The 22,195-nt window shown below is 70.5% G+C and carries 26 protein-coding genes; 11 read left to right on the forward strand and 15 right to left on the reverse strand.

Features of this window, described 5'->3' with window-relative positions; all coding sequences use genetic code 11:
- Positions 1–129: 129 nt before the first annotated feature.
- Complete coding sequence (locus ACBI99_RS13680) at positions 130–1,338, forward strand: pyridoxal phosphate-dependent aminotransferase (protein ID WP_375072405.1); 1,209 nt, start codon at positions 130–132, stop codon at positions 1,336–1,338.
- Between the two features lie 40 nt (positions 1,339–1,378).
- The gene (locus ACBI99_RS13685; protein WP_357593909.1) at positions 1,379–2,398 is read left to right on the forward strand and encodes an adenosine deaminase; all 1,020 of its coding nucleotides are present in this window, start codon (positions 1,379–1,381) and stop codon (positions 2,396–2,398) included.
- On the opposite strand, the gene ACBI99_RS13690 is transcribed toward ACBI99_RS13685, so the two are convergent.
- Both ACBI99_RS13690 and ACBI99_RS13695 read right to left on the reverse strand, forming a co-directional pair.
- On the reverse strand, positions 2,387–3,316 hold the full coding sequence (locus ACBI99_RS13690; protein WP_375072406.1) for a hypothetical protein: 930 nt from the start codon (positions 3,314–3,316) through the stop codon (positions 2,387–2,389). The two genes, ACBI99_RS13685 and ACBI99_RS13690, sit on opposite strands and share 12 nt — an antisense overlap.
- On the reverse strand, positions 3,303–3,842 hold the full coding sequence (locus ACBI99_RS13695; RefSeq protein ID WP_375072407.1) for an RNA polymerase sigma factor: 540 nt from the start codon (positions 3,840–3,842) through the stop codon (positions 3,303–3,305). The genes ACBI99_RS13690 and ACBI99_RS13695 overlap by 14 nt, the downstream gene beginning before the upstream one ends.
- Positions 3,843–3,956: 114 nt before the next feature.
- Here ACBI99_RS13695 and ACBI99_RS13700 point away from each other — a divergent pair, with 114 nt between their 5' ends.
- Positions 3,957–4,667, forward strand: coding sequence for a class I SAM-dependent methyltransferase (locus ACBI99_RS13700; protein WP_308125935.1), 711 nt, complete (start codon positions 3,957–3,959; stop codon positions 4,665–4,667).
- Here ACBI99_RS13700 and ACBI99_RS13705 read toward each other — a convergent pair whose 3' ends face one another.
- From ACBI99_RS13705 to ACBI99_RS13725, 5 genes are all read right to left on the reverse strand, one after another.
- Positions 4,668–5,555: a carbohydrate ABC transporter permease gene (locus ACBI99_RS13705; RefSeq protein ID WP_246645797.1), complete on the reverse strand. Its 888-nt coding sequence runs from the start codon at positions 5,553–5,555 to the stop codon at positions 4,668–4,670.
- Positions 5,552–6,436 (reverse strand): carbohydrate ABC transporter permease, encoded by an 885-nt coding sequence (locus ACBI99_RS13710; protein ID WP_246645798.1) that lies wholly within the window; start codon positions 6,434–6,436, stop codon positions 5,552–5,554. The genes ACBI99_RS13705 and ACBI99_RS13710 overlap by 4 nt, the downstream gene beginning before the upstream one ends.
- A 70-nt stretch (positions 6,437–6,506) precedes the next feature.
- Entirely contained in the window at positions 6,507–7,769 is a 1,263-nt protein-coding gene (locus ACBI99_RS13715; protein ID WP_375072442.1) for an extracellular solute-binding protein, read from the reverse strand.
- A 192-nt stretch (positions 7,770–7,961) separates the two neighbouring features.
- Positions 7,962–9,824 carry an acyl-CoA dehydrogenase family protein gene (locus ACBI99_RS13720; RefSeq protein WP_375072408.1) on the reverse strand — a complete coding sequence of 621 codons (1,863 nt, stop codon included), beginning with the start codon at positions 9,822–9,824 and terminating at the stop codon, positions 7,962–7,964.
- A gap of 84 nt (positions 9,825–9,908) precedes the next feature.
- Entirely contained in the window at positions 9,909–11,129 is a 1,221-nt protein-coding gene (locus ACBI99_RS13725; protein WP_375072409.1) for an APC family permease, read from the reverse strand.
- Positions 11,130–11,209: 80 nt separating this feature from the next.
- Here ACBI99_RS13725 and ACBI99_RS13730 point away from each other — a divergent pair, with 80 nt between their 5' ends.
- The gene (locus tag ACBI99_RS13730; RefSeq protein ID WP_357593900.1) at positions 11,210–11,674 is read left to right on the forward strand and encodes an Lrp/AsnC family transcriptional regulator; all 465 of its coding nucleotides are present in this window, start codon (positions 11,210–11,212) and stop codon (positions 11,672–11,674) included.
- Position 11,675: 1 nt separating this feature from the next.
- Here the strand turns inward: ACBI99_RS13730 and ACBI99_RS13735 are convergent, their stop codons facing one another.
- Positions 11,676–11,975 (reverse strand): transcriptional regulator, encoded by a 300-nt coding sequence (locus ACBI99_RS13735; RefSeq protein ID WP_357593898.1) that lies wholly within the window; start codon positions 11,973–11,975, stop codon positions 11,676–11,678.
- Complete coding sequence (locus tag ACBI99_RS13740) at positions 11,956–12,399, reverse strand: hypothetical protein (protein WP_375072410.1); 444 nt, start codon at positions 12,397–12,399, stop codon at positions 11,956–11,958. The genes ACBI99_RS13735 and ACBI99_RS13740 overlap by 20 nt, the downstream gene beginning before the upstream one ends.
- Positions 12,400–12,618: 219 nt before the next feature.
- Here ACBI99_RS13740 and ACBI99_RS13745 point away from each other — a divergent pair, with 219 nt between their 5' ends.
- The 6 genes from ACBI99_RS13745 to ACBI99_RS13770 all read left to right on the forward strand — a co-directional run bounded on the left by ACBI99_RS13745 (position 12,619) and on the right by ACBI99_RS13770 (position 15,052).
- Positions 12,619–12,753: a hypothetical protein gene (locus tag ACBI99_RS13745; RefSeq protein WP_375072411.1), complete on the forward strand. Its 135-nt coding sequence runs from the start codon at positions 12,619–12,621 to the stop codon at positions 12,751–12,753.
- A gap of 101 nt (positions 12,754–12,854) precedes the next feature.
- The gene (locus ACBI99_RS13750) at positions 12,855–13,250 is read left to right on the forward strand and encodes a YbaB/EbfC family nucleoid-associated protein (RefSeq protein ID WP_219508782.1); all 396 of its coding nucleotides are present in this window, start codon (positions 12,855–12,857) and stop codon (positions 13,248–13,250) included.
- Positions 13,250–13,636, forward strand: a complete 387-nt coding sequence (locus ACBI99_RS13755) for a YbaB/EbfC family nucleoid-associated protein (RefSeq protein WP_219508783.1) — start codon at positions 13,250–13,252, stop codon at positions 13,634–13,636. The genes ACBI99_RS13750 and ACBI99_RS13755 overlap by 1 nt, the downstream gene beginning before the upstream one ends.
- A gap of 59 nt (positions 13,637–13,695) precedes the next feature.
- Positions 13,696–14,001, forward strand: coding sequence for a hypothetical protein (locus ACBI99_RS13760; RefSeq protein WP_375072412.1), 306 nt, complete (start codon positions 13,696–13,698; stop codon positions 13,999–14,001).
- A complete protein-coding gene (locus ACBI99_RS13765; protein WP_375072413.1) occupies positions 13,992–14,837 on the forward strand; it encodes a hypothetical protein in 846 nt (281 codons plus the stop codon). The genes ACBI99_RS13760 and ACBI99_RS13765 overlap by 10 nt, the downstream gene beginning before the upstream one ends.
- A gap of 2 nt (positions 14,838–14,839) precedes the next feature.
- Positions 14,840–15,052, forward strand: coding sequence for a hypothetical protein (locus tag ACBI99_RS13770; protein ID WP_219508787.1), 213 nt, complete (start codon positions 14,840–14,842; stop codon positions 15,050–15,052).
- A 25-nt stretch (positions 15,053–15,077) separates the two neighbouring features.
- Here the strand turns inward: ACBI99_RS13770 and ACBI99_RS13775 are convergent, their stop codons facing one another.
- The 6 genes from ACBI99_RS13775 to ACBI99_RS13800 all read right to left on the reverse strand — a co-directional run bounded on the left by ACBI99_RS13775 (position 15,078) and on the right by ACBI99_RS13800 (position 20,841).
- Complete coding sequence (locus ACBI99_RS13775; RefSeq protein ID WP_219508789.1) at positions 15,078–16,223, reverse strand: acetyl-CoA C-acetyltransferase; 1,146 nt, start codon at positions 16,221–16,223, stop codon at positions 15,078–15,080.
- Positions 16,224–16,280: 57 nt separating this feature from the next.
- The gene (locus ACBI99_RS13780; protein WP_219508790.1) at positions 16,281–16,958 is read right to left on the reverse strand and encodes a hypothetical protein; all 678 of its coding nucleotides are present in this window, start codon (positions 16,956–16,958) and stop codon (positions 16,281–16,283) included.
- 24 nt (positions 16,959–16,982) lie between these two features.
- Complete coding sequence (locus tag ACBI99_RS13785) at positions 16,983–17,744, reverse strand: class F sortase (protein ID WP_219508792.1); 762 nt, start codon at positions 17,742–17,744, stop codon at positions 16,983–16,985.
- A 7-nt stretch (positions 17,745–17,751) separates the two neighbouring features.
- Positions 17,752–18,615, reverse strand: coding sequence for a hypothetical protein (locus ACBI99_RS13790; protein WP_357592684.1), 864 nt, complete (start codon positions 18,613–18,615; stop codon positions 17,752–17,754).
- 124 nt (positions 18,616–18,739) lie between these two features.
- Positions 18,740–19,519: a class F sortase gene (locus tag ACBI99_RS13795; RefSeq protein ID WP_357592686.1), complete on the reverse strand. Its 780-nt coding sequence runs from the start codon at positions 19,517–19,519 to the stop codon at positions 18,740–18,742.
- Entirely contained in the window at positions 19,519–20,841 is a 1,323-nt protein-coding gene (locus ACBI99_RS13800; protein ID WP_375072414.1) for a hypothetical protein, read from the reverse strand. The genes ACBI99_RS13795 and ACBI99_RS13800 overlap by 1 nt, the downstream gene beginning before the upstream one ends.
- Positions 20,842–21,031: 190 nt before the next feature.
- Here ACBI99_RS13800 and ACBI99_RS13805 point away from each other — a divergent pair, with 190 nt between their 5' ends.
- Positions 21,032–22,177: an acyl-CoA dehydrogenase family protein gene (locus ACBI99_RS13805; RefSeq protein WP_375072415.1), complete on the forward strand. Its 1,146-nt coding sequence runs from the start codon at positions 21,032–21,034 to the stop codon at positions 22,175–22,177.
- The last annotated feature ends 18 nt before the right edge of the window (positions 22,178–22,195 follow it).

Here is a 22,195-nt window from a genome sequence, read left to right on the forward strand (position 1 = left end):
CTCACTGCCTGGACCGAACCGCACCCACCATGCGGCGGCACGACCTGGCGAAAAGTGTACGGGTGAATCTCCGTCACGTCGAACCATAAGCGATCGCCCAGGTCACGGGCGGCATGCGAGCATGGACACATGTCCACCAGACCCCGTGTGTCCGCACGGATCTCCGCGATTTCCGAGTCCGCGACTCTCGCCGTGGACGCCAAGGCCAAGGCGATGAAGGCCGCCGGCCGCCCGGTCATCGGCTTCGGCGCGGGCGAGCCCGACTTCCCGACGCCTGACTACATCGTCGAGGCCGCCGTGGAGGCCGCCCGCGACCCGCGCTTCCACAAGTACACCCCGGCCGGCGGCCTGCCCGAGCTGAAGCAGGCCATCGCCGACAAGACGCGCCGCGACTCCGGCTACGCGACGGACGCCTCGCGGGTGCTGGTGACCAACGGCGGCAAGCAGGCCGTCTACCAGGCGTTCGCGACGCTGCTCGACCCGGGCGACGAGGTGCTCGTGGTCGCCCCCTACTGGACCACCTACCCCGAGGCGATCAAGCTCGCCGGGGGCGTCCAGGTCGACGTGGTGACCGACGAGACCACCGGCTACCTGGCGAGCGTCGAGCAGCTGGAGGCCGCCAGGACCGAACGCACGAAGGTCCTGCTGTTCGTCTCGCCGTCCAACCCGACGGGCGCCGTCTACTCGCGCGAGCAGACCGAGGCGATCGGCCGCTGGGCGGCCGGGAACGGCCTGTGGGTGGTCACCGACGAGATCTACGAGCACCTGACGTACGGCGGCGCCGAGTTCACCAGCATCGCCACGGCCGTCCCCGAGCTGGGCGACCAGGTGGTCATCCTCAACGGCGTGGCCAAGACGTACGCGATGACGGGCTGGCGGGTCGGCTGGCTGATCGGCCCGCCCGACGTCGTCAAGGCGGCGGCCAACCTGCAGTCGCACGCCACCTCCAACGTCGCCAACGTGTCGCAGATGGCGGCCCTGGCGGCGGTCTCCGGCGACCTGTCGGCCGTGGCGCGGATGCGCGAGGCGTTCGACCGGCGCCGCCGGACGATGGTCCGGATGCTGAACGAGATCCCGGGCGTGTTCTGCCCTGAGCCGAAGGGGGCGTTCTACGCGTATCCGACGGTCAAGGAGCTGATCGGCAAGGAACTGCGCGGGCGGCGGCCCCAGACGTCGGCGGAGCTGGCCGAGCTGATCCTGGAAGAGGCCGAGGTCGCCGTGGTGCCCGGAGAGGCGTTCGGCACCCCCGGCTACTTCCGGCTGTCCTACGCGCTCGGCGACGACGATCTGGTCGAAGGCGTCAGCAGGCTGGGCAAGCTGCTGGCCGAGGCTCGCTGACCCGCCACCGGCCGGGGGCGGCCGGTGGCAAGATATGGCGATGGCACGGTCCCTGCAAACCCTTCCCAAGGCCCATCTCCACCTGCACTTCACCGGATCCATGCGGCACACCACGCTGCTGGAGCTGGCCAGGGAGCAGGGCCTGCACCTGCCCGACGCGCTGGAGCAGGACTGGCCGCCCAGACTGCGGGCGACCGACGAGCGCGGCTGGTTCCGCTTCCAGCGCCTGTACGACATCGCCCGCTCGGTGCTCACCCGCACCGAGCACGTCTACCGGCTGCTGCGCGAGACCGCCGAGGACGAGGCCGCCGCCGGATCGCGGTGGCTGGAGATCCAGGTCGACCCGTCCGGCTACGCGCAGCGCTTCGGCGGGCTGACCGCCACCCTGGAGCTGGTGCTCGACGCCGCCGGCCAGGCCGCCCGGTCCGCGGGCGTCGGCGTCGCCGTGGTCGTCGCCGCCAACCGCACCCGCCACCCGCTCGACGCCAACACCCTCGCCCGGCTCGCCACGCAGTACGCCGGCCAGGGCGTCGTCGGGTTCGGGCTGTCCAACGACGAGCGCCGCGCCCAGGCCCGCGACTTCGAACGCGCCTTCCGCATCGCCAAACGGGCCGACCTGCTGGCCGTCCCCCACGGCGGCGAACTGCTCGGGCCGCGCAGCGTGGCGCAGTGCGTCGACGACCTCGGCGCCGACCGGGTCGGCCACGGCGTGCGCGCCGCCGAGGACCCGTGGCTGATGCAGCGCCTGGCCGACCGGCAGATCTGCTGCGAGATCTGCCCCACCTCCAACGTCGGCCTCGGCGTCGCCGAGAGCGACGCGGACGTGCCGCTGCGGCGGCTGTTCGACGCCGGGGTGCCGATCGCGCTCGGGTCGGACGACCCGCTGCTGTTCGGGGCCCGGCTGCTGCGGCAGTACGAGCTCGCCCGCGACGTGCACGGGCTCAGCGACGCCGAGGTGGCCGAGCTGGCGCGCCAGTCGATCAGGTCGTCCGCCGCGCCCGAGTCCACGCGCAAGGAGCTGCTCAAGGAGATCGACGACTGGCTCGTGTCACCCGAGTGAACGGGCCAGCTCCACCGCCCGCTCCATGGAGCCCGCGCCTTCCAGCCTGTAGCCGGTGTCCCCCACCTGCCACACCAGCGTGGCCGCCGCCTGGCGCAACGGGATCTCCTCGCCGTCGTCACGCGTGAGGTGGCCCAGCGGGTGCTCGCCCGCCACCCACCAGCCGGTGACGCCGTTCACCTCGACGTGCTCGGGGAAGGGCGGGGCCAGCTTCTTGAAGAAGTACGGGTCCACGGTCCCGTCGATACGGTCGAAGCGGATGCCGCCCGGCCAGAACATCGACACCACCCTGCCGTCGTCGGCCGTCGTCACCCGCTCGGGGGCGCCGAGAGCCCTGGGGTAGCCGGTCCGCACGTCCCCTGGGGGGACGGTGCGCTCGCCCGGCGGCGTGGCCGTGGTCCGTACCGGCGCCGGGGGCTCGCTCCCCAGGCGCAGCTCGATCCCCGCCTGGCGCAGCACCGCCACCACGGCCTCCCGGCCCTGCGGCGTAGCCGCGCACACGGCCACCACGACCGCCACCACCGCGACGGCCACCCACCTCCGCCGCCCCCAACGAACAGAGCGCCCACCACCGGACGGAACGCGCCCCGGCGTGGACAGCCGGCCCTCCTGAGGGGAGGGGGCCGCTGGTGGTGGCTCCCCGCCGCCAGGGGCGCGCCCCTCTTCGGGCGGGACGCTCCCGCCCACCGGGGACGGCCGGCCCTCCTGAGGGGAGGGGGCGGCCGGACGCGGCTCCTCGTCGGGCGGGGCGTTCTCCGGCAGGGGGGCGGCCGGCGAGGAGGGGTGGTCGCCGGGGAGGGTGAGGCGGGCGCGGACGGTGGCGGCTACCTGGTCGGGAGGTGGGGACGGGATGTCGAGGGAGTCGCCGAGTGCGCGCAGTTCGGCCTCCAGGTCGTCGGGGTGTTCAGCCGAGGTCATCGCCCACCTCCCTCCTGAGCCGGGCCAGGCCGCGGTGGGTCCTGGACTTGACGGTGCCGATCGGCCAGCCGAGCACCTGGGCGGTCTCGGCCTCCGACAGCTGTAAGAAGTACCGGCACACGACGGCCCGGCGTTCCCGTTCGGGCAGGGCGCGGACGGCGTTCAGGAGCCGGGCCCGCCGGTCGGTGGCCACGGCGGCGCCTTCCGGGTCGTCCCCGCTGACCACGTCGGCCGTGGCGGCGAGCCGTACGGACAGCTCGGAGCGACGCCCGCGCGCCCGGGTCAGGTTGTGCGTCTCGTTGGCGACGATGCGCAGCAGCCAGGGCCGGAACGGTGAGCCGGGGCGGAAGGACGGCAGGTGCCGGTACGCCTTGACGAACGCCTCCTGGACGACGTCCTCGGCCTCGTCGCGGGCGCCGAGCAGGGCGGCGGTGCGGTGGGCGAGCGCGCTGTAGCGGGCGACCAGCGCCTCGTAGGCGGTCAGGTCGCCGCGCAGGGAGCGGGCGATGGCCTCGTCGTCGTCCATGGGGCAGTTCAGATTTCATCGCATGGGCGGCCCCGGGCGGAAGGGCACTAGACTCGGGCCATTCCGCGAGCCCCTTAAAGGAACGGGACTATGTCTTCTGGATATGACCGTGTAGTGCAACCGGCTGCCGGTGACGAGGCCCTGGAGAACCACCTGGGCGGCGACGAGGCGAAGAACTACCGGCAGTACGAGTTCGACATGGTCGCGCCGCACGTGGGCCGGTCGATGCTGGAGATCGGGTCCGGGCTGGGCCACTTCGCCGAGCAGTTCCTGCCTCGGCTCGACCGGCTGGTGGTCAGCGACTTCGACCCTTACTGCGTGGAGCAGCTCCGCAAGCGGTTCGCGGGCCGTGACGACATCGACGTGCTGCAGTTCGCGCTGCCGGACGAGGTGCCGATGGAGGACAAGGTCGACACGGTCGTCCTGATGAACGTGCTGGAGCACATCGAGGACGACGCGGAGGCGCTGCGGTCGCTGGCGCGGGTGACGCTGCCGGGCGGCCGGATCATCATCTGGGTGCCGGGTTACATGCAGCTGTACGGGGACTTCGACCGCAAGGTCGGTCACGTGCAGCGCTACACGCCCAAGACGCTGCGCGCGACCGTGGCGCGGGCCGGGCTCGACATCGACGTGCTCAAGCCGATCAACATGCTGGGCGGCATCGCCTGGTGGGCGGCGGTGCGCCGGGGTGGCGTCGGCTACCCGGACCCGCGGCTGGTCAAGATCTACGACCGCACGGTGGTGCCGGCCACCCGGCTGATCGAGCGGTTCATCCGCCCGCCGTTCGGCCAGACCGTGTTCTGCGTGGCCCGGGTGCCGCGCTAGTCACTTGATCGAGCCGGCCGTGAGGCCGCCGACGACCTTCCGCTCGATGAGCGCGAACAGGATGATGACGGGGATCGTGGCGATCACCGAGCCGGCGAACAGGTTCTGCCAGTCGACCTGATACTGGCCGATGAAGGAGTTCAGCGCCACGGTCAGCGGCTGCTTCTCGGGCGTGGTGGTGAGCGTGAGCGCCACCACGAACTCGTTCCAGGCGGCGATGAACGTGAAGATCAGCGCGGTGATGACGCCGGGCATGGCCAGCGGCAGCGTGACCCTGAACAGCGCGCCGAAGCGCCCGTTGCCGTCGAGGAACGCGGCCTCCTCCAGGTCGCGCGGGATCGAGGCGAAGTAGGCGTTGAGGATCCACACGGCGAAGGCCAGGTTGAAGCCGCCGTTGACCAGGATCAGCGACCAGACCGAGTCGACCAGCCCGAACTGGGAGAACTCCCGGTAGATGCCGACGAGCATGGCGGTGGGCTGGAACATCTGGGTGATCAGCACCAGGATGAGGAACATGGTGCGCCCGCGGAAGTTGTGCCGGGCCGTGTAGTAGGCGGCCGGCAGGGCCACCAGCAGCACCAGGACCGTGGATCCGGCCGCCACCTGGAGGGTGACGACGAGGTTGCCGGCCAGGCCGCTGCTCCAGAACGTGACCAGGTTCGACCATTCCCACTGGGTGGGCAGCAGCGTCGCGTCGCGCAGGGACTCCTGCGGGCGCAGCGAGGTCAGCACCATCACCACGTAGGGGAACAGGAAGATGAAGGCGATCACGTACGCGGCCGCCGCGACCAGCGTCGTCTTGAGCCTGGGCATCGCGTGCCCGCCGCGCGGGGCGGTGCGGGCGTGGGAGCGTGGAGGCGCCGGAGGCGCGGTCTTGACGGCCATCATGCCACCGCCCTGTTCCAGCGGGAGATCTTGAGGAAGACGGCGGTGATCACGAGCACCATTCCGAAGTTGACCACCGACATCGCGGCGGACTCGCCGATGTCGGAGCTCTTGAGGATGAACATGAAGATGGTCGAGGTGGCCGTCGAGTAGCCCGGCTGCCCGTGGGTCATCGCCCAGATGATCGGGAAGCTGTTGAAGACGTTCATCACGTTGATCAGCGCGGCGACGGTCAGCGCCGGCCGCAGCAGGGGCAGCGTGATCGACCAGTAGGTACGCAGCCGCGAGGCCCCGTCCATCTTGGCCGCCTCGTACACGTCGGACGGGATCGTGGCGAGCCCGGCCAGCAGCGCGTACGTGGTGAAGGGCACCGACACGAACACCGCGACGAACACCAGCCACGGCATCGCGGTGGCGGCCACGCCGAGCTGGTCGGCGTCGGCGCCGCCGAGCGCGTCGATGAGGCCGAGCTTCAGCCGGATCTGGTTGATCACGCCGACCTCGGGGTCGAGCATCCAGCGGAAGACGATCGCGGTCATCAGCACCGAGGCGGCCCACGGCGCGATCAGCGCCCACCGGGCCATCTTGCGGCCGGGGAAGCGCTGGTTGAACAGCTGGGCGAGGGCGAGCGAGATCAGCACGGTGAGCGCGACGACGGCCACGACCCAGATCACGCTGCGGACCATGATGTCCGCGAAGTCCTTCTCGGCGAACAGCTTGTCGTAGTTGTCGAAGCCGTTGTAGCCCCGGACGACGCCGACCCGGCTGATCTGCAGGAACGACGACCGGACCATCTCGATCACCGGCCAGATCACGACGACCGCGATCAGCAGCACGGCGGGCCCCACCCAGGCGAGGGGCTCCAGGGGGCGCAACCTTCTCATGACGAACCTTCCATGACGGTACGGCCAGCGTCCTGGACGGGGACGCCGGCCGTACGGACCCACTGATGGATCAGCTGGACTCGGCGGTCTTCTGCAGCTCGCCGAGGACCTTGGCGGGGTCGTCGGTGACGGCTCCGCCGATGGTCTGCTTGATCGCCGGGTTCAGGTCGGCCCACTTGGGGTCCTGGAAGGGGTAGAAGCTGGCGTTGGGCAGCGCGTCGAGGAACGGCTTGAGCTTCTCGTCGCCGGACAGCTTCTGGATGCCGCCGTTGGTGACGGGCAGCAGCTTGTAGGTGTCGCTGATCTTCTGCGCGGCGCTGCCGGTGTAGAAGAAGTCGAAGAACTTCTTGATCTCGGCGGCGTGGCCGTTCTTGTTGAACGCCATGATCCAGTCCATGACGCCGAGCGTGGTGTCGAGCGGGCCCGCCTTGCCGGGGATGGGCACGACGCCGTAGTCCTTCAGACCGGCCGCGTCGAAGATCGGGATGGACATGGGTCCGCCGTTGACCATGCCGACCTTGCCGGCGCCGAAGTCCTCCCAGACCGTCTTGCGGTCCTTGGTGCCGGGGTTGGGGGTGGTGAGGCCCTCGGCGACCATGCCCTTGAGGTAGGTGAAGGTCTCGACGTTCTGCGGGGAGTTGATCGCCCACTTGCCGGAAGCGTCCTTGTAGCCGCCGCCGTTGCCGAGCATCCACAGGAACGACTCGGCCTGGGCCTCCTCCTGGCCGAGCGGGAGGCCGAAGGGCTGGCTGACGCCGGCGTCCTTGAGCTTCTTGGCGGCGGCCTTGATCTCGTCCCAGGTCTTGGGCGGCTCGGCGATGCCGGCCTTGGAGAACAGCTCCTTGTTGTAGAACAGGGCGCGGGCCGAGGACACGAACGGGATGCCGTACGCGGTGCCGTCGACCTTGCCGTAGTCGGCGAACTTCTGCAGCATGTCGCCGGAGACCTCGGGCGAGAGGACCTCGTCCACCTTGTAGAGGAGCTGGTCGGCGACGAAGCCGGAGTAGTCGCCGGTCTGCAGGATGTCGGGCACCTGACCGTTCTGGATCATGGTGGCGACCTGCTTGTCGATGTCGTTCCAGTTGATGACCTGGACATCGACCTTGATGTTGGGGTTGGCGGCCTCGAACTCCTTGACCACGCCGTCCCAGAACGTCTGGCCGGAGTTGGGCTTGCCGGGGCCGTCGCCGTAGTCGGCGGCGACCATCTTCAGCGTCACCTGGCCACCGCCGGCCGCCTTGTCACCGCCTCCGGTCTCCGGCGTGCTGGAGCCGCAGCTGGACAGGACCAGCATGGTCGCCAGGCCGAGAGCGGCGCCGCCCACAAGTTTCATGTTCACCGTCAGTACCGCCTTCTCGTGGGACGGTGTCATACTGGTCCGTACCAGCTTCAGGACGCCGTCCAGGGGTTGGGAAGCCACGTGTGCGCCAGAGTAAGCCCGGGTTCATCAACCGGTCTATACCGGTGGGTCTCGGTTTGAGAACACTCGGACCACAGGTTTCGCACAACCGGTCTAGACCACACGTCAGAGGATTTTTCTCCGCACGCTCTCCCCGCCCTCGGGCGTCCCGATCCACGGCCCGTCGATCGACGGGTCCAGCACCCCCTCCTCCAGGAACGTGTAGCGCCCGTCGAGCACGTAGCCGGCCAGCCGCGTGTCGTGCCCGTCGCTGTTGTCCCACAGCCGGTCGAACAGCGCGTCCACCCGCAACCTGGCCTGACGGCAGAACGTGTCGGCCAGCTCGTACGGACGGCGGCCCAGGTCGCGCGCGTCCTCCTCGGCCTTGACGCACACGGCCGTCATGGCGAACGTCTCCGCCCCGATGTCGACGATCCGGCCCAGGAACGACTGCTTGTGCTCCAGCTTGCCCTGCCAGCGCGACATGCCGTAGAAGGTGGCCCGGGCCAGCTTCCTGCTGGTCCGCTCCACGAAACGCAGGTGCGCGGCGAGCGGGCCGAAGCCGGCGAAGGCCGTGGGGAGCTGGCCCGCGCCGGTCACCAGCGACGGCAGCCAGCGGGCGTAGAACCGGCTCGCCCGCCTGAGCGCCTGGGCGCGTTCCTTGGGGCCCGCCTCCGGGTTGATCAGCTCACCGGCGGCCGTCAGATGGGCGTCGACCGCCTCCCTGGTGATGAGCAGGCGCATGATCTCCGAGGAGCCCTCGAAGATCCGGTTGATGCGGGAGTCGCGCAGCATCTGCTCGGCGGGCACGCCGCGCTCGCCGCGCGCCGCCAGCGACTCCGCCGTCTCGAAGCCGCGCCCGCCGCGTAGCTGGACCAGCTCGTCGAGCACCCGGTACGACAGCTCCGAGGCGTACAGCTTGGCCAGCGCCGCCTCGATCCTGATGTCGTTGCGCCGGTCGTCGGCCATCCTGGCGGTCAGCTCGCAGACCGCCTCCAGGGCGTAGGCGCTCGCCGCGATGAAGGCGATCTTGGTGGCGACGGCCTCGTGCTCGCCGATCTTGCGGCCCCACTGGACTCGGGCGTTGCCCCACTCCCGGGCGATCTTGACGGCCCACTTGGCGCTGCCCGCGCAGGTGGCGGGCAGCGACAGGCGACCGGTGTTGAGCGTGGTGAGCGCGATCTTCAGGCCCTGGCCCTCCCGCCCGATCAGGTTCCGGGCCGGAACCCTGACCTGGGAGAACTCGGTCACGCCGTTCTCGATGCCGCGCAGGCCCATGAACGTGTTGCGCCGCTTGACCGTGATGCCCGGCGAGTCGCCCTCGACGACGAACGCGCTGATCTTCTCGCCGGTCCTGGCCATGACGACGAGCAGATCGGCGATCACCCCGTTGGTGGTCCACAGCTTGACGCCGTCGATGACGTAGTCGTCGCCGTCGCGTACCGCGGTGGTGGACAGGCGGGCCGGGTCGGAGCCCACGTCGGGCTCGGTCAGCAGGAACGCCGAGATCTCGCCCCGCGCGCACCTGGGCAGGAACTCCCGCTTCTGCTCCTCGGTGCCGAACTGCTTGAGCGGCTGCGGCACGCCGATCGACTGGTGCGCCGACAGCAGCGTGGCCAGCGCCGGGCTGTAGGACCCGACGAGCATGAGCGCTCGGCAGTAGTACAGGTACGGCAGGCCGAGCCCGCCGTAGTCCTCCCCGATCGTGATCCCGAACGCGCCGAGCCCGGCCAGCCCCTTGACCACCTCGTCCGGCACCAGCGCCGTCCGTTCGATCTGCGCCGGGTCCACGTGCGTCTCCAGGAAGCGGCGCAGCCGCCTGACGAACTCCTCGCCCCGTTTGGCGTCCTCGTCGGGCAGCGCCGGCACCGGGTGCACCAGGTCCAGCCGGAGATCTCCGAGGAACAGCTGCTTGGCGAAGCTCGGCCGGGCCCATTCCCGCTCGCGGGCCTGCTCGCCCAGCTCCCTTGCCTTGGCGTACTCGCTCATGGCACCTCCCGCCGACGCTACGCCTGTCATGCGCTGGTGTGTACTGCCCCGGCGGGGGCGCTTTGCGCTCTCCGGTGGGAGATTTCACCGCGGCAGTGGCCGCCGCTCCCCCGCCTTCAGCGCGATCACGGCCACTCCGGCCAGCACGGCCGGCACCAGCAGGTAGGCGCCGCAGGCGGCGAGCGCGACCAGCGACAGCGCGCTCGCCGCCCGCGCGGTCGCCCGGTGCCTCCCGGCGGGCAGCACCCGTACGGCGGCCGTCACCCCGGCGAACGTGACGGCGGCCAGGCACGCGGACGTGGCCCGCATCAGCAGGTCCAGGTCCACGGCCCACACCAGCACCGGAACGGTGATCACGGCCAGCAGGCCGAGGCTGCGCAGCGGCGTGCCGCCCCCGGCGAACCAGCCCGGCAGCGCGCCGTCCCTGGCCAGGGCCACGCCGAGGCGGGCGGCCCCGGCGACGTAGGCGTTGATCGCGCCGAAGGTGAGCAGGACCGCGAGCACGCCGGTCAGCGGCCGGGCCGCCGGGCCGATGCCGGTCTCCAGCAGCGCGGCGAGCGGCGCCTGCGTGGTGGCCGCGGCCGGCCCGAGCACGCCGATCGTGGTCAGGCAGACGCCGAGGTAGAGCACGCTGATCACGGCCAGCGTGACGACCGTGGCCCGGAGCAGCCCGCCTCTGGCGGCGAACTCGGCCGACAGGTGGCTGGCCGCCTCCCAGCCGACGAACGCGAACAGCAGCACCCCGGCCGCGCTCACCACCCCCGCGGCGCCGTACGGGGCGAAAGGGGTGAAGGCGGCGGCCTCGGCGTGCGGCGCGGCGGTGATCACGGCGACGGCCAGCAGTGCGACGAGCAGGCCGACGAGCACCACCTGCACCCGTCCGGAGGTCCGCAGCCCGGCGGCGTTGACCAGGAACGCGCCGCCCAGCAGCACCGCGGCGGCGAGCGGCGCGGGCACGCCGGACGACGCGGCGACGTACTGGCCGCCGACCAGCGCGCCGGCGACGATCCCGAGCGGGACCGACCCGTAGAACCACCAGCCGGCCACCGCCGCCGCCCGCCTGCCGAACGCCAGTCCGGTGAACGCCGCCACTCCCCCGCCGCCGGGATGGCGGCTGCCCAGCGCCGCGAACGTCAGCGCCACCGGCACGCTCAGCACGAGCAGCGCCGCCCACGCCAGCACCGACGCCGGCCCCGCTGCCGCCGCCGCGAGGTGCGGCAGCGCGAGCATCCCCGGCCCGAGCACCGCCCCCACGAGCAACGCCGTCCCCTGACCCACTCCCAGTCTTGCCGTTTGCTCCGTCATGGGTGCAGAAAGTAGCCATCCGCACGGCGCCGATGCCCGCCTGCCGAACGGATGGCCGATCTGGACGGCAGAATGCCGGCATGGATGAACTTGATTCGGCGATCGTCCGCCTTCTCCAAACGGATGCGCGGCAGTCCAACCGCGAGCTCGCCCGTCAGCTCGGCGTGGCCCCATCGACCTGCCTGGAGCGGGTACGGGCGCTGACCCGGCGCGGGGTGATCCGGGGCTACCACGCCGACATCGACCCCGTGGCGCTCAACCGCGGGGTGCAGGCCATGGTGTCGGTCCAGGTGCGGCCGCTCAGCCGCGCGGTCATCGACGCCTTCGTGCGGTCGGCCGGCGAGCTGCCGGAGGTGCTGAGCGTGTTCGTGCTGGCGGGCGGTGACGACTTCCTGCTGCACGTGGCCGTCCAGGACCTCGACCACCTGCACGCGTTCCTGCTGGACCGCCTCAGCAAGCGGCGCGAGATCGCCGGGTTCCGCACCTCGGTGATCTTCCAGCAGGTGCACAACGCGGTGCCGGAACGGCTGCCCGCGCCCGGGTGAGTCAGCCTTCCGGCCCGGTCAGCTCCGCGAGGGCGGCGATGCGGCGCAGCTCGGCCAGGTGACCGGCCAGGGCGGCCCGGCCCGAGGCCGTCAGGGAGAGCCAGGTGGTGCGGCGGGCCTTGGCCAGGTCGAGGTAGCCGGCCGTCTGGAGCACCTTGGCGTGCTTGCTCAGCACGGAGTCGCTGATGCCGATGCTGTCGCGGACGACGGAGAACTCGGCCGACTCCACGGCGGCGAGCATCGCGCAGATCCGCAGCCGGATCGGCGCGTGGATGGTCTCGTCAAAGGCCGGCTGGGTCATGACCGTCCCGCAGCTCGCCGCGCAGCGCCCGGTCGGACCGGCGGCCGGCGACCACGGCGATCGCGGCCACGGCCACGCCCGCCACCGCGACCGCACCCTTCACGCCGCCACCCCACTCCAGCGCCATCGCCCCGGCCGTCAGCGCCAGCGCCACCAGGCTCCAGGCCACGACCGCCGGGGTGGCGCGCGGGGCACGCGGCGCGATCCCGGTCACGCGCTTCAGCGCCATCATGAGTCCGGCTGCGGCGACGGCCAGGAACGGCACCCCGTACGAGGCGAACCTGAAGCTGATCGAGACGTAAGCGAGCAGGATCGCGGCGGCCAGCCCGTAGTGATACCACCACGGGCTGACGAGGCGGTCGGCCACGCGGGCGCGGACCTCGGCGACGCCTTCCAGGGCGAGGCGGGCAGATTCACTTTCCATGATGGAAAGTTAAGCACACTCTTTCCATCATGGAAAGTCCGGAAATAATCGGTTGCGGCGCCGCCGGAGCGGCTCTTACCTTGGGGACATGCGCCTTTACCTGTGAAGCGCCCGGGCCGATCGGCCCCGGCCACTCAGCCCATCCGCCCATCAGACGCGGCTAGCTGAGCTCGCGTACCCGGCCACGGCCGCGTCGCCCTCACGTAAAGGAGCCCTTTCATGCGTGTTCGTTCCTCGGGCCAGAAGGCTTCGGGCAAGAAGAACGTCCCCGGCCACCCGCAGCCCCGGCCCATGCCGAAGCTGCCGCAGCGGCCGATCGCGCCGCCGCGGCGCATCCCGCCCAAGGGCCGCTAGCTCCCATAGCGCCCAGGCTGCCCCGTCCCTCCGGCTGAGGGGCGGGGCATTCGCATGTCAAGATGTGGGGCCAACTTTCGACCAGACAAAGGGGATTTCGCATGCCAGACCCCCGGGAGGATCGCCTCTACCTGGACCAGGTCGTCGACCAGACGCGGTCGGCGATGCGGCACCTGCGCGAGGCCCAGCGTCAGATCGCCGCCGTCGAGGGGACCGGCGAGGCCGCGCAGGGCATGATCAGGGCCGTCGCCGACGGGCGCGGCACGCTGACCGGCGTCAAGATCGACCCGCGCGCCCTGCGGCTCGACGTGGCGCGGCTGGGCGCCGAGGTGACCGCCGCGGTCCAGGCCGCGCAGGAGGAGGCCGCGCGCCGCACCGGCGACATCGTGGCGGACGCCGCCGGCCGGGCCGGGACGCTGCCCGAGCCGCTGGACGAGCGGTTCGTGCGCGACCGGGTGGAGTCCGCGGCCCGCGAGCTGTACACGGGAGGGCTGTGATGTTCGGCTTCGACCTCGACCCCGGCGACATCCGTCCCCAGGACGTGGACCGCGCCGACGAGCAGAACGCCCGGGTCCTGGAGCTACTAGCCGAGGGCGAGGAGCGGCTCGGCGAGATCGTCGGCGCGGGCGGCGGCGACCGGGGCCACGTGCACGCCACGGCGGCGGCCGACGGGCGCGTACTCAAGATCACGCTCGACGCGCGCGCGGTGCGCGAGGGCAGCCAGGCGCTCGCCGACGAAATCCTGCTGGCCGTGCGCCAGGCCCAGCAGGACGCCCAGCGGCAGGCCGACGACCTGCTGCGATCGGCGTTCGAGCAGGCGTTCCCCGGCCGGGCCGTCGACCCGGTCGCCGTACGTGAACGACTGGTGAACCTGCTCGACTGACAAGCGACATTACTCACACTGGTCACACTGGTCACAGGTGACCCATTAATGTCGGATTCATGACTACGGGGATGGAAGTCGCGAAGGGCGCGCTGCGGCAGCAGGCGGTCCGGGTGCGCGTCCACGGGGAAGAGTACGAGGCCGCGGTGGAGCGGCTGCGCGCCAGAACGGGCGGCTGGGGCGACAACGGGCTGTTCAGCGAGTTCGAGAAGGCCTGGGTGGAGTGCCGCCACACCATGCTGACCACCGTGCCGGCCCTGTCGGGGACGATCGGCGGCGTGGGTGCCGGCATGGCCATGGTGCCCGACAACGTCGAGGCCGCCGAGCAGGCCAGCGCGCTGCCGGAGCTGGATCCATGGGCATAGTCCTGCCGCCCGAGCTGCACGCCGTGCTGGAGCTGGCCGGGCTGCCCTTCCCCAACATCGACGAGGACGAGGTCCGTCTCGACGCCGACGCGGCCCGCGTGGTGCAGGCACACGCCGCGCAGTCGGGCGCCGAGGCGGACGCCGCCGTGCTCGGCTCGGCCGCCGTCTACCGGGGCGGCTCGGCCACCGAGCTGCAGAGCCTCTGGCAGGAGACCGGCAACGGCAACGGCCACCTCGCCCAGGCCGCCGCGGCCACCCGGATGGCGCCCGTCGCGCTGGACGGCATGGCCACGGTGGTGACCGCCACCAAGATCGCCGTGGGCACGGTCGCGGCGGTCGGCACCGTACGGCTGGCGATGGCGCTGCTGAGCGGCGGCCCGTTCGCCAGCCTCACCGCGACGGCGTCACTGCTCGCCACCAGGAGAGCGGGCATGAAGATCTACCGGGAGGCCGCCGAGGGCACCGGCCGGGTGCTGGCGCCCGGCCTGGCCCGCCGCGTCACCGACCCGATGCGCCGCATCCTGGACAACCTGCGCCGCCCCGGCGGCCCCGGCGGCCCGGCGCTGGCAGGCGCCGGACCCGGCCGGATGCCGCTGCGCCCGCAGGGCAACCTGATGGACCGCTCCCCCGGCATCCTCCAGCGCGGCGGGCGCAAGGGCGGGCGCGGCCGTAGCGAGAGCCAGGCCAACCTCAGCCCCGAGGAACAGGCGGCCGTCGACGCCAAGAACGCCGGCAAGAAGTTCGACAACAAGCTGTTCAACAGCGCGAAGGCCAAGGAGCGCAAGGCCGAGAAGTTCTCCGGGGACCGCAACAAGCAGAAGAGAGGGAGAAAGTAGGGATGGCCGAGCTTCAGACGCGGCACTTCTCGCTGAACAACCCGGCGGGCGAGGAGCAGGGCGACGTGCCGATGCTGCTGCGCCGGCTGGCCGGCACCCTGGAGGAGATGGGGCCGATCGACATCCGCGACGTGGTCTTCCACAACGACATGGACGACGACGGCGCATCGTGGCCGTTCGTGACCGTCTACTACGACGAGGCCGCCCCGGCCTGACCCGGCCGGGGCGCCTGGGTTCGCGTCAGAGCCGCTCGATGATGGTGACGTTGGCCTGGCCGCCGCCCTCACACATCGTCTGGAGGCCGTAACGGCCGCCGGTGCGCTCCAGCTCGTGCAGCAGCTTGGTCATCAGGATCGCGCCCGTGCCGCCCAGCGGGTGGCCCAGGGCGATGGCGCCGCCGTTCGGGTTGACCTTGGCCGGGTCGGCGCCCAGCTCCTTGATCCACGCGAGCGGCACCGGCGCGAACGCCTCGTTGATCTCCGTCACGTCGATGTCGTCGATCGACAGGCCCGACTTGGCCAGCGCCTTCTGCGTCGCCGGGATGGGCGCGGTCAGCATGTAGACCGGGTCGTCGCCCATGAGCGCGAGCTGGTGGATGCGGGCGCGCGGGGTGAGACCGTGGTCCTTGACCGCCTGCTCGGAGGCGATCAGCAGCGCGCCGGAGCCGTCGGAGATCTGCGACGACGTGGCGGCGGTGATCTGGCCGCCCTCTTTGAGGGTCTTCAAGGTGGCCAGCTTCTCCAGCGTGGAGTCGGGGCGCGGGCCCTCGTCGTCCTCGACGCCGTTGATCGGCTCGATCTGGTCCTTGAAATAGCCGTTGGCGATGGCCTTGGCGGCCCGCTGGTGCGACTCGAACGCGAACCGCTCCAGCTCGTCGCGCTTGAGGCCCCACTTCTCGCACATCAGCTCCGCGCCGCGGAACTGCGAGATCTCCTGCTTGCCGTAACGCTCGACCCACTTGTCGCCGAACGGGAACGGCATGCCCTTCTCCAGCGCGGCGGTGATCGACGAGCCCATCGGCACGATGCTCATCGACTCGACGCCGGCCGCCACCACGAGGTCCTGGGTGCCCGACAGCACGCCCTGGGCCGCGAAGTGGATCGACTGCTGGGATGAGCCGCACTGCCGGTCGATCGTGACGCCGGCCGTGGTCTCCGGCAGCCCGGCCGACAGCCAGGCGTTGCGCGCGATGTCCATGCTCTGGGGGCCGAACTGCATGACGCACCCCATGATGACGTCCTCGACCGCCGCGGGGTCCACGCCGGTGCGGTCGATCAGCGCCTTCAGCGTGTGCGCCGCCAGGTCAGTGGGGTGGACGGTGGACAGGCCGCCCTTCTTCTTGCCGACCGGGGTGCGGACCGCCCCGACGATGTACGCCTCTGCCACAGTGCCTCCTGTAAACCGAGCAATATTCGGTTCTTAGGCAGAGGGTACAACAGAACGTCACTCGGTTTCTGCCCTCGCCGGGGGAAGCAGTTCCTCCGCCCGATCCACCCGGAACCGCCACCGGTCCACGACCAGGCCGTTCAGCGCCTCCGACAACGACAACGCCAGCGTGCCCAGCTTGAGCCGGTCATCACCGCGCAACTCGATCGCCGTCAGCTCCGTGGCGAACGGCAGCAGCTCCTTCACCGCAGGCGGCTGCCCCTTCTGCGGCACCACCAGCGCCCGCACCCCGCCCGCCGAGAAGACGAACTCCTCCTCCTGCTCGACCTCGCCCTCCAGCAGCTCGATCAGCTCCTCCGCCGACGGCCGCACCGGCAGGATCACCGCCGGACCGCCCGGAGCCGCCTCATCGGCCGGATCGTCCACCTCGCCCCGGCACACGGCCAGCCCGCCCAGCCGGAACGCCAGCCCCTCCGCCAGGAAACGGTCGAAGAAGTCGAACGGCAGCGGGCCCTCCGCCGCCACCCGGCACGCCCAGACCCGCTCCAGCTCCCCGCCGACCAGCTCCGGCTCCGCCTCCACCGGGGCATGCACCCGTACGTCCACCGCCACGATGTCGTCGCCGTCCTCGCGCGCCCCCGGATCGGCCAGCCGCACCAGCCTCAGCAACTCGGCGCGATCCGGCTTGGCGGGCAGAGCCGCCGTGGGGCCAGTTCGCAGTCTCCGCTTCGCCATCCAGCCCATTGCGCGCCTCCGCGATCAGCTTCGATAGGAGCTCGTCATCGTCGCGTAGACGATGACGTTGTCGGTGTAGTGACCCGTGCTGCGGTTGTAGATGCCGCCGCACGTGATGAGGTGGAGCTGGGCGTTCTCCTGCGGGCCGTACACGCGCTCGGAGGGGAACGTCTTCTTGCTCGCCTGCTCGATGCCGCCGACCGTGAACACCGCCGTGATGCCGTCCTGGCGCTTGATCTCGATCTGGTCGCCGTTGAGCAGCTCGGGCAGCCGGTTGAAGACGGCCGCCCGCGTCCGCGTGTCCTTGTGCCCCAGCAGCACCGCCGGACCCGCCTCACCAGGCGTCGACATGTTGCGGTACCAGCCCGCCAGGTTGGGATTGTCGGCCGGCGGCACCTGGATCGTGCCGTCCTTGGCCAGGCCCACGGACTTGATCGGCGCGTTCACGCCCAGCTTCTTGATGATGATGCGCACCGGGGTCGACGGCAGCATCGCCGGAGCCGGCTTGATCTGCGGCAGCGGCGGCGGCGCGTCCGGCCCCGCCTGGAACAGCGCCTGCTCCGGCTGCCCCGACGCCTGACCGTCCGGCAGCGCCGTCAGGCCCAGCGAATCACGCTGGCTCGCCAGGCCGTACTCCTCCGGCGAGCCCAGCACGATCAGCATCCCCGCCACCACCGTCACCACGCCCGCCACGGCGGCGAGCAGCAACGTCGTCCTCAGGACCCTGCTGCCGCCATCGTCCTGCGGAGGCTGCGGGCCGGCGCCGTAGGGGTACTGGTTCGCCACGGGTCCATCATCCCTTGGATACGCCGCGACGCCGCATCAGCAGCCCCCCGGCCCCGGCCGCCAGGATCAGCGCCGACCCGGCCGCCAGGAACATCCGCCCATCGGGCCCCATCGTCCCCCCGGCCCCGGTGTCGGCCCCGTCCTTGGGGGTCTCGGAGCTACGAGGAGAGGTGGTCGTCTCGCTGGGGGTGGGCGTCACGGTCTCGAAGACCGTGGTGGTCTTGGTGGGGATGGGCGTGGAGGTCGTGGGCGTCGTCGTGGGGGTTGTCGTGGGCGTCCCAGTCGAGGTCGACGTGGCGGTGCTCGTGCCGACGACGAGGGTGGCGGAAGGCCCGCCGGACGGACCCGGCTCGCAGCTGTACCAGACGGTCCCGTTGACCTTGAGGCTGAAGGCGCCCGCCTTGATGGTGGCCATTCCCGTGGCGGTGGGCCGGACCACGATGCCCATGGTTGGGATGGGCATCGGAGCCCCGGCGGCCACTTCGGCCGCAGGGGTGGCGGTCGCCGCCGCCGGGACCGGAGCGCTGGGCAACGGGCTGCCGGTCGGGGTGACGGTGGCTTCCGCGACGACGGTGCTGCTGGGCGTGATCACCGCGGTCGCCTGCAACTGGCTGGCCGTGTTCGTCGGCTGCTTGATGTCCCACATGACCGTCACGGTGGCGCTGGGGGTCGGTGCCGCGGTTGGCGTCCTCAGCTCCATCATGAACGGGATTCTCGTCTGCTCCCCGCCGGTCGGCTTACACAAGTAGGTCACTTCCACCGGCGCCGCGAGGGCGGCCACTGCCGGGATGACACCGAAGACACCTGCACCGAGAAGGGCGAAAGCGGATGTCTTGAGGGCGAGGCGGCGCCGCGCCTTGGACGTCAGCACTGTCCTTCTCCGTTTCAGCACAGTCACAACAGGGCGTACCACGATTCCAGCCGTTGGTTACGGTTGGGTTGAGATCATACGGACTAATCCTGTCAATCTCCTGTAAAAGACCAAAAAGACGGTATCAGCCCTTCTTCTTGGACAGGGTGGCGTAGACGATGATGTTGTCCGTGTAGCTGTGGGCCGCCTTGTTGTAGATCCCGCCACACGTGATGAGCCTGAGCTGGGCTTCCTTCGTATCGCCGTACACGCGCTTGGTGGGGAACGTCTTCTTGCCGACCTGCTCGATGCCGCTGACCGTGAAGCGCGTCACCTTGCCGTCCGAGCGGTACACGTAGATGTGGTCACCCTTGGACAGCTCGCTCAGACGCTTGAAAACAGCGGCGCCCTTTTTCGTGGCGACGTGGCCGTTGATCACCGAGGGGCCGAGCTCGCCCGGCAGCGGGCTCTTGCCGTACCAGCCGGTCAGGTTGGGCTTGCTGAGCGGCGGGGTGGCGAGGGCGCCCTGCTTGGTGAGGCCGACCGTGTTGATCGGGGCGTTGACCTTGATGTCCGGGATGCGGATACGGGTGGGCCTGACCTTGGTCGTCTTCGACTTGACCGGCTTGATGGCCGGGACCACGACCTCGGCGGGCAGCGGCGGGGGCGCGTCGAGGCGGGCCGGGGTCAGGGGGACGTTCTCGCCGCCGGGGCCGACGCTGGGCGGCAGCTCGAACGCGCCCGCGTTCTGATACTGCAGCGTCGCCGGGTCCTGCTGGGCCGCCATCGGAACCGGGCCGGAGCCGTCGTCCACCGGCGGCGCCAGCGACAGCAGGCCGACCATGATGGCGCCCACGCCGGCCAGCGACCCGGCGATCAGCAGCGCCGGGGTGGCCTTGGACATCGTCGACTTCAGCTCGCTCATCAGTCAGTCCCTCCGGCGTGTCCGGCGCGGCGGCGCCGCACCAGGAGCCCTCCGGCTGCGCTGCCCATCAGCAGCAGCGACCCGCCGGCGATCAGCGCGTACGAGCCGCCCGCGACCTGCTCGGGAGCCTCACCGGTGTCCACGCCGCCCAGCGGGGTGGTGTCGACCTGGGCGGCCTTGTAGTTGGTGGCGGTGGGGCCCGGCGTGGTCTTGGCCGTGGGCGTGGGGGTCTTGCTGCTGCCCGGGACCACGACGACCACGTGACTGGTGCTGGGCCAGGGGACATGCCGGTTCGGCGGCGTCGTCGCGGTAGTGGGTCCGGGGGTGCTCGTGTTGGTCTGCGTCGGCGTGGGGTCCGGGCTGATCGGAGGCGTTCCCGACGGGTCGGGTGACGAGGAGGGCCCGCTGCCCACGGTGATCTCGACGGCGTCCGGGTTGCTCGTGACCCTGCAGGTGGACCTGTGCTCGGTCGGCGGGTCGATCATCTCGCGCGTGTGCAGCTTGAAGGCATCCAGGTGGACGTCCTTGCCCTCGTCGATGGCTCGGATCCTGACCACGTGCTCCTTGTACGGCAGGTCCTTGCGTTCCCAGAGGGAGATGTTGCCCTTGGTGGCGTTGGTCGGATTGCCGCTGGAGTCCTTGGTCGGGTCGACGATCGCCGAGGCGTCCTCGTCCACGATCACGCGGACCCGACCCACGTCGGGCATCTCGCGGCCGATGTACTCGAAGCCGGTGCCGCGGAAGCGGATGACCGCCTCGTCCGTGCGGGTGGAGGTGGTGTGCACGTCCCGGAGGTGATCACCGTATTCCGGTCGGGTGGTGCCGCTGTGAGCCCAGCCAGCGTCATATTTCACACGGGGGTCGTCGTTGTTGACGATGACCTCGCCGGCCGGGGGAACAAAGTCGACCGTCATCTCCTGCGGGGTGAGCTTGATGACGCCCTCTTTGGTCATGTGCGCCTCGGAGGACAGTCCCTCAGGTGCGACGAGAGGCTGGTTGGGCTTGAGGGCCGCCTGGTCCTCGCTGCCATGCGCCTCAAGCGTGCCGTTCCAAGCACCGGCAAGCTTGACGTTGCCCACCAGCGACATCCTGGCGCCCTCGGCGTAGTAGTCGGGTGAGATGAAGCGCGGCGTGTTCGCATGCTCGATCGACCAGCCGAGCTTGAGCATGCTGCCGACCTGGACGGCCGTCGGGATCTGGACCCGGGCTTTCAGCTTGACCTCGGACGAGCCGGCGATACCGCCCGTACACGTGTAGTCGACGACGAGGTTGAACGTACTCGCCTTCGCGGGTATCGCGACGAACGCGGCTGAGGCCGCCATTCCGATCGATGCGGCGATCCACGCATTGCGCCACCGACTCACGGCTAACTCCGATCGCACAGTAAACCGAAGGTAGATCTTAGAGCCGTCAAGCCCCGCAACACGCCCATGTTCCGCCACTTGTGATGAACCCGTGTCCGCCCGCCAGAATCGTATTCTGGAACGCACACACCCCCTGCTAGGAGGCGACATGCGGCGAGACCTCTTCGACGAGGAGCACCTGCTTTTCCGGGAGACCGTGCGGGAGTTCATGGCCCGTGAGGTGGTGCCCCATCACGCCCGGTGGGAGAAGGACGGCATCGTGCCCCGCGAGGTCTGGAAGAAGGCCGGGGAGGTCGGCATGTTCGGCTTCTCGGTGCCGGAGGAGTACGGCGGGGCGGGCATCACGGACTTCCAGTACAACGCGGTGATCGTCGAGGAGATCATCCGCAACGGGGCGTCCGGCCTGGGCTTCTCGCTGCACAACGACGTCGTGGCCCCGTACCTGGTGGATCTGACGGACGAGGAGCAGAAGCGGCGGTGGCTGCCGGGGTTCGCGAGCGGTGAGCTGATCACGGCGATCGCGATGACGGAGCCGGGCGCGGGCAGCGACCTTCAGGGGATCAGGACGACGGCGGTGCGCGAGGGCGACCACTACCTGCTGAACGGGCAGAAGACGTTCATCACGAACGGCGTCAACGCAGATCTCGTCATCGTGGTGGCCAAGACCGATCCTGCCGCCGGGGCAAGGGGGACGACGCTGCTGGTGGTCGAGCGGGGCATGGACGGGTTCGGGCACGGCCGCAACCTGGACAAGGTCGGCATGAAGGCGCAGGACACGGCGGAGCTGTTCTTCGAGAACGTCCGGGTGCCGGTCGCCAACCGGCTCGGCCCGGAGGACGGCCGGGGCTTCTTCCAGCTCATGGACAACCTGCCGCAGGAGCGCCTGTCGATCGCGGTGGCGGCCGTGGCGGCGGCGGAGACGGTGCTGGAGCAGACGATCGAGTACTGCAAGGGCCGCCAGGCGTTCGGCCGGAACATCGGCTCCTTCCAGAACACCCGGTTCGTGCTGGCGGAGCTGGCCACCGAGACGGAGATCGCCCGCCACTACGTGGACAAGTGCATCGTGGCGCTGAACGCCGGCGAGCTCACGGTGGTCGACGCGGCCAAGGCCAAGTGGTGGACCACCGAGCTGCAGACCAAGCTCATCGACCGCTGCCTGCAACTGCACGGCGGCTACGGCTACATGAACGAGTATCCGGTGGCCAAGGCGTGGCTCGACAGCCGCGTGCAGACGATCTACGGCGGCACCACCGAGATCATGAAGGAGATCATCGGCCGCTCCTTCGGTTTTTAGCCGTCCGGCGACGCATAC

This window comes from Nonomuraea sp. ATR24 (assembly GCF_041950485.1).
Classification (GTDB): Bacteria; Actinomycetota; Actinomycetes; order Streptosporangiales; family Streptosporangiaceae; genus Nonomuraea; species Nonomuraea ceibae.

Bases quoted from the DNA above. Each gene is read 5' to 3' on its own strand.
- ACBI99_RS13805 (WP_375072415.1), top strand. From the start codon at position 21,032: ATGCGGCGAGACCTCTTCGACGAGGAGCACCTGCTTTTCCGGGAGACC.
- ACBI99_RS13710 (WP_246645798.1), bottom strand. From the start codon at position 6,436: ATGAGAAGGTTGCGCCCCCTGGAGCCCCTCGCCTGGGTGGGGCCCGCC.
- ACBI99_RS13715 (WP_375072442.1), bottom strand. From the start codon at position 7,769: ATGAAACTTGTGGGCGGCGCCGCTCTCGGCCTGGCGACCATGCTGGTC.
- ACBI99_RS13685 (WP_357593909.1), top strand. From the start codon at position 1,379: ATGGCACGGTCCCTGCAAACCCTTCCCAAGGCCCATCTCCACCTGCAC.
- ACBI99_RS13795 (WP_357592686.1), bottom strand. From the start codon at position 19,519: ATGAGCGAGCTGAAGTCGACGATGTCCAAGGCCACCCCGGCGCTGCTG.
- ACBI99_RS13735 (WP_357593898.1), bottom strand. From the start codon at position 11,975: ATGACCCAGCCGGCCTTTGACGAGACCATCCACGCGCCGATCCGGCTG.
- ACBI99_RS13770 (WP_219508787.1), top strand. From the start codon at position 14,840: ATGGCCGAGCTTCAGACGCGGCACTTCTCGCTGAACAACCCGGCGGGC.
- ACBI99_RS13730 (WP_357593900.1), top strand. From the start codon at position 11,210: ATGGATGAACTTGATTCGGCGATCGTCCGCCTTCTCCAAACGGATGCG.
- ACBI99_RS13760 (WP_375072412.1), top strand. From the start codon at position 13,696: ATGACTACGGGGATGGAAGTCGCGAAGGGCGCGCTGCGGCAGCAGGCG.
- ACBI99_RS13780 (WP_219508790.1), bottom strand. From the start codon at position 16,958: ATGGCGAAGCGGAGACTGCGAACTGGCCCCACGGCGGCTCTGCCCGCC.
- ACBI99_RS13725 (WP_375072409.1), bottom strand. From the start codon at position 11,129: ATGACGGAGCAAACGGCAAGACTGGGAGTGGGTCAGGGGACGGCGTTG.
- ACBI99_RS13690 (WP_375072406.1), bottom strand. From the start codon at position 3,316: ATGACCTCGGCTGAACACCCCGACGACCTGGAGGCCGAACTGCGCGCA.
- ACBI99_RS13740 (WP_375072410.1), bottom strand. From the start codon at position 12,399: ATGGAAAGTGAATCTGCCCGCCTCGCCCTGGAAGGCGTCGCCGAGGTC.
- ACBI99_RS13745 (WP_375072411.1), top strand. From the start codon at position 12,619: ATGCGTGTTCGTTCCTCGGGCCAGAAGGCTTCGGGCAAGAAGAACGTC.
- ACBI99_RS13705 (WP_246645797.1), bottom strand. From the start codon at position 5,555: ATGATGGCCGTCAAGACCGCGCCTCCGGCGCCTCCACGCTCCCACGCC.
- ACBI99_RS13680 (WP_375072405.1), top strand. From the start codon at position 130: ATGTCCACCAGACCCCGTGTGTCCGCACGGATCTCCGCGATTTCCGAG.
- ACBI99_RS13750 (WP_219508782.1), top strand. From the start codon at position 12,855: ATGCCAGACCCCCGGGAGGATCGCCTCTACCTGGACCAGGTCGTCGAC.
- ACBI99_RS13800 (WP_375072414.1), bottom strand. From the start codon at position 20,841: ATGGCGGCCTCAGCCGCGTTCGTCGCGATACCCGCGAAGGCGAGTACG.
- ACBI99_RS13720 (WP_375072408.1), bottom strand. From the start codon at position 9,824: ATGAGCGAGTACGCCAAGGCAAGGGAGCTGGGCGAGCAGGCCCGCGAG.
- ACBI99_RS13755 (WP_219508783.1), top strand. From the start codon at position 13,250: ATGTTCGGCTTCGACCTCGACCCCGGCGACATCCGTCCCCAGGACGTG.
- ACBI99_RS13765 (WP_375072413.1), top strand. From the start codon at position 13,992: ATGGGCATAGTCCTGCCGCCCGAGCTGCACGCCGTGCTGGAGCTGGCC.
- ACBI99_RS13695 (WP_375072407.1), bottom strand. From the start codon at position 3,842: ATGGACGACGACGAGGCCATCGCCCGCTCCCTGCGCGGCGACCTGACC.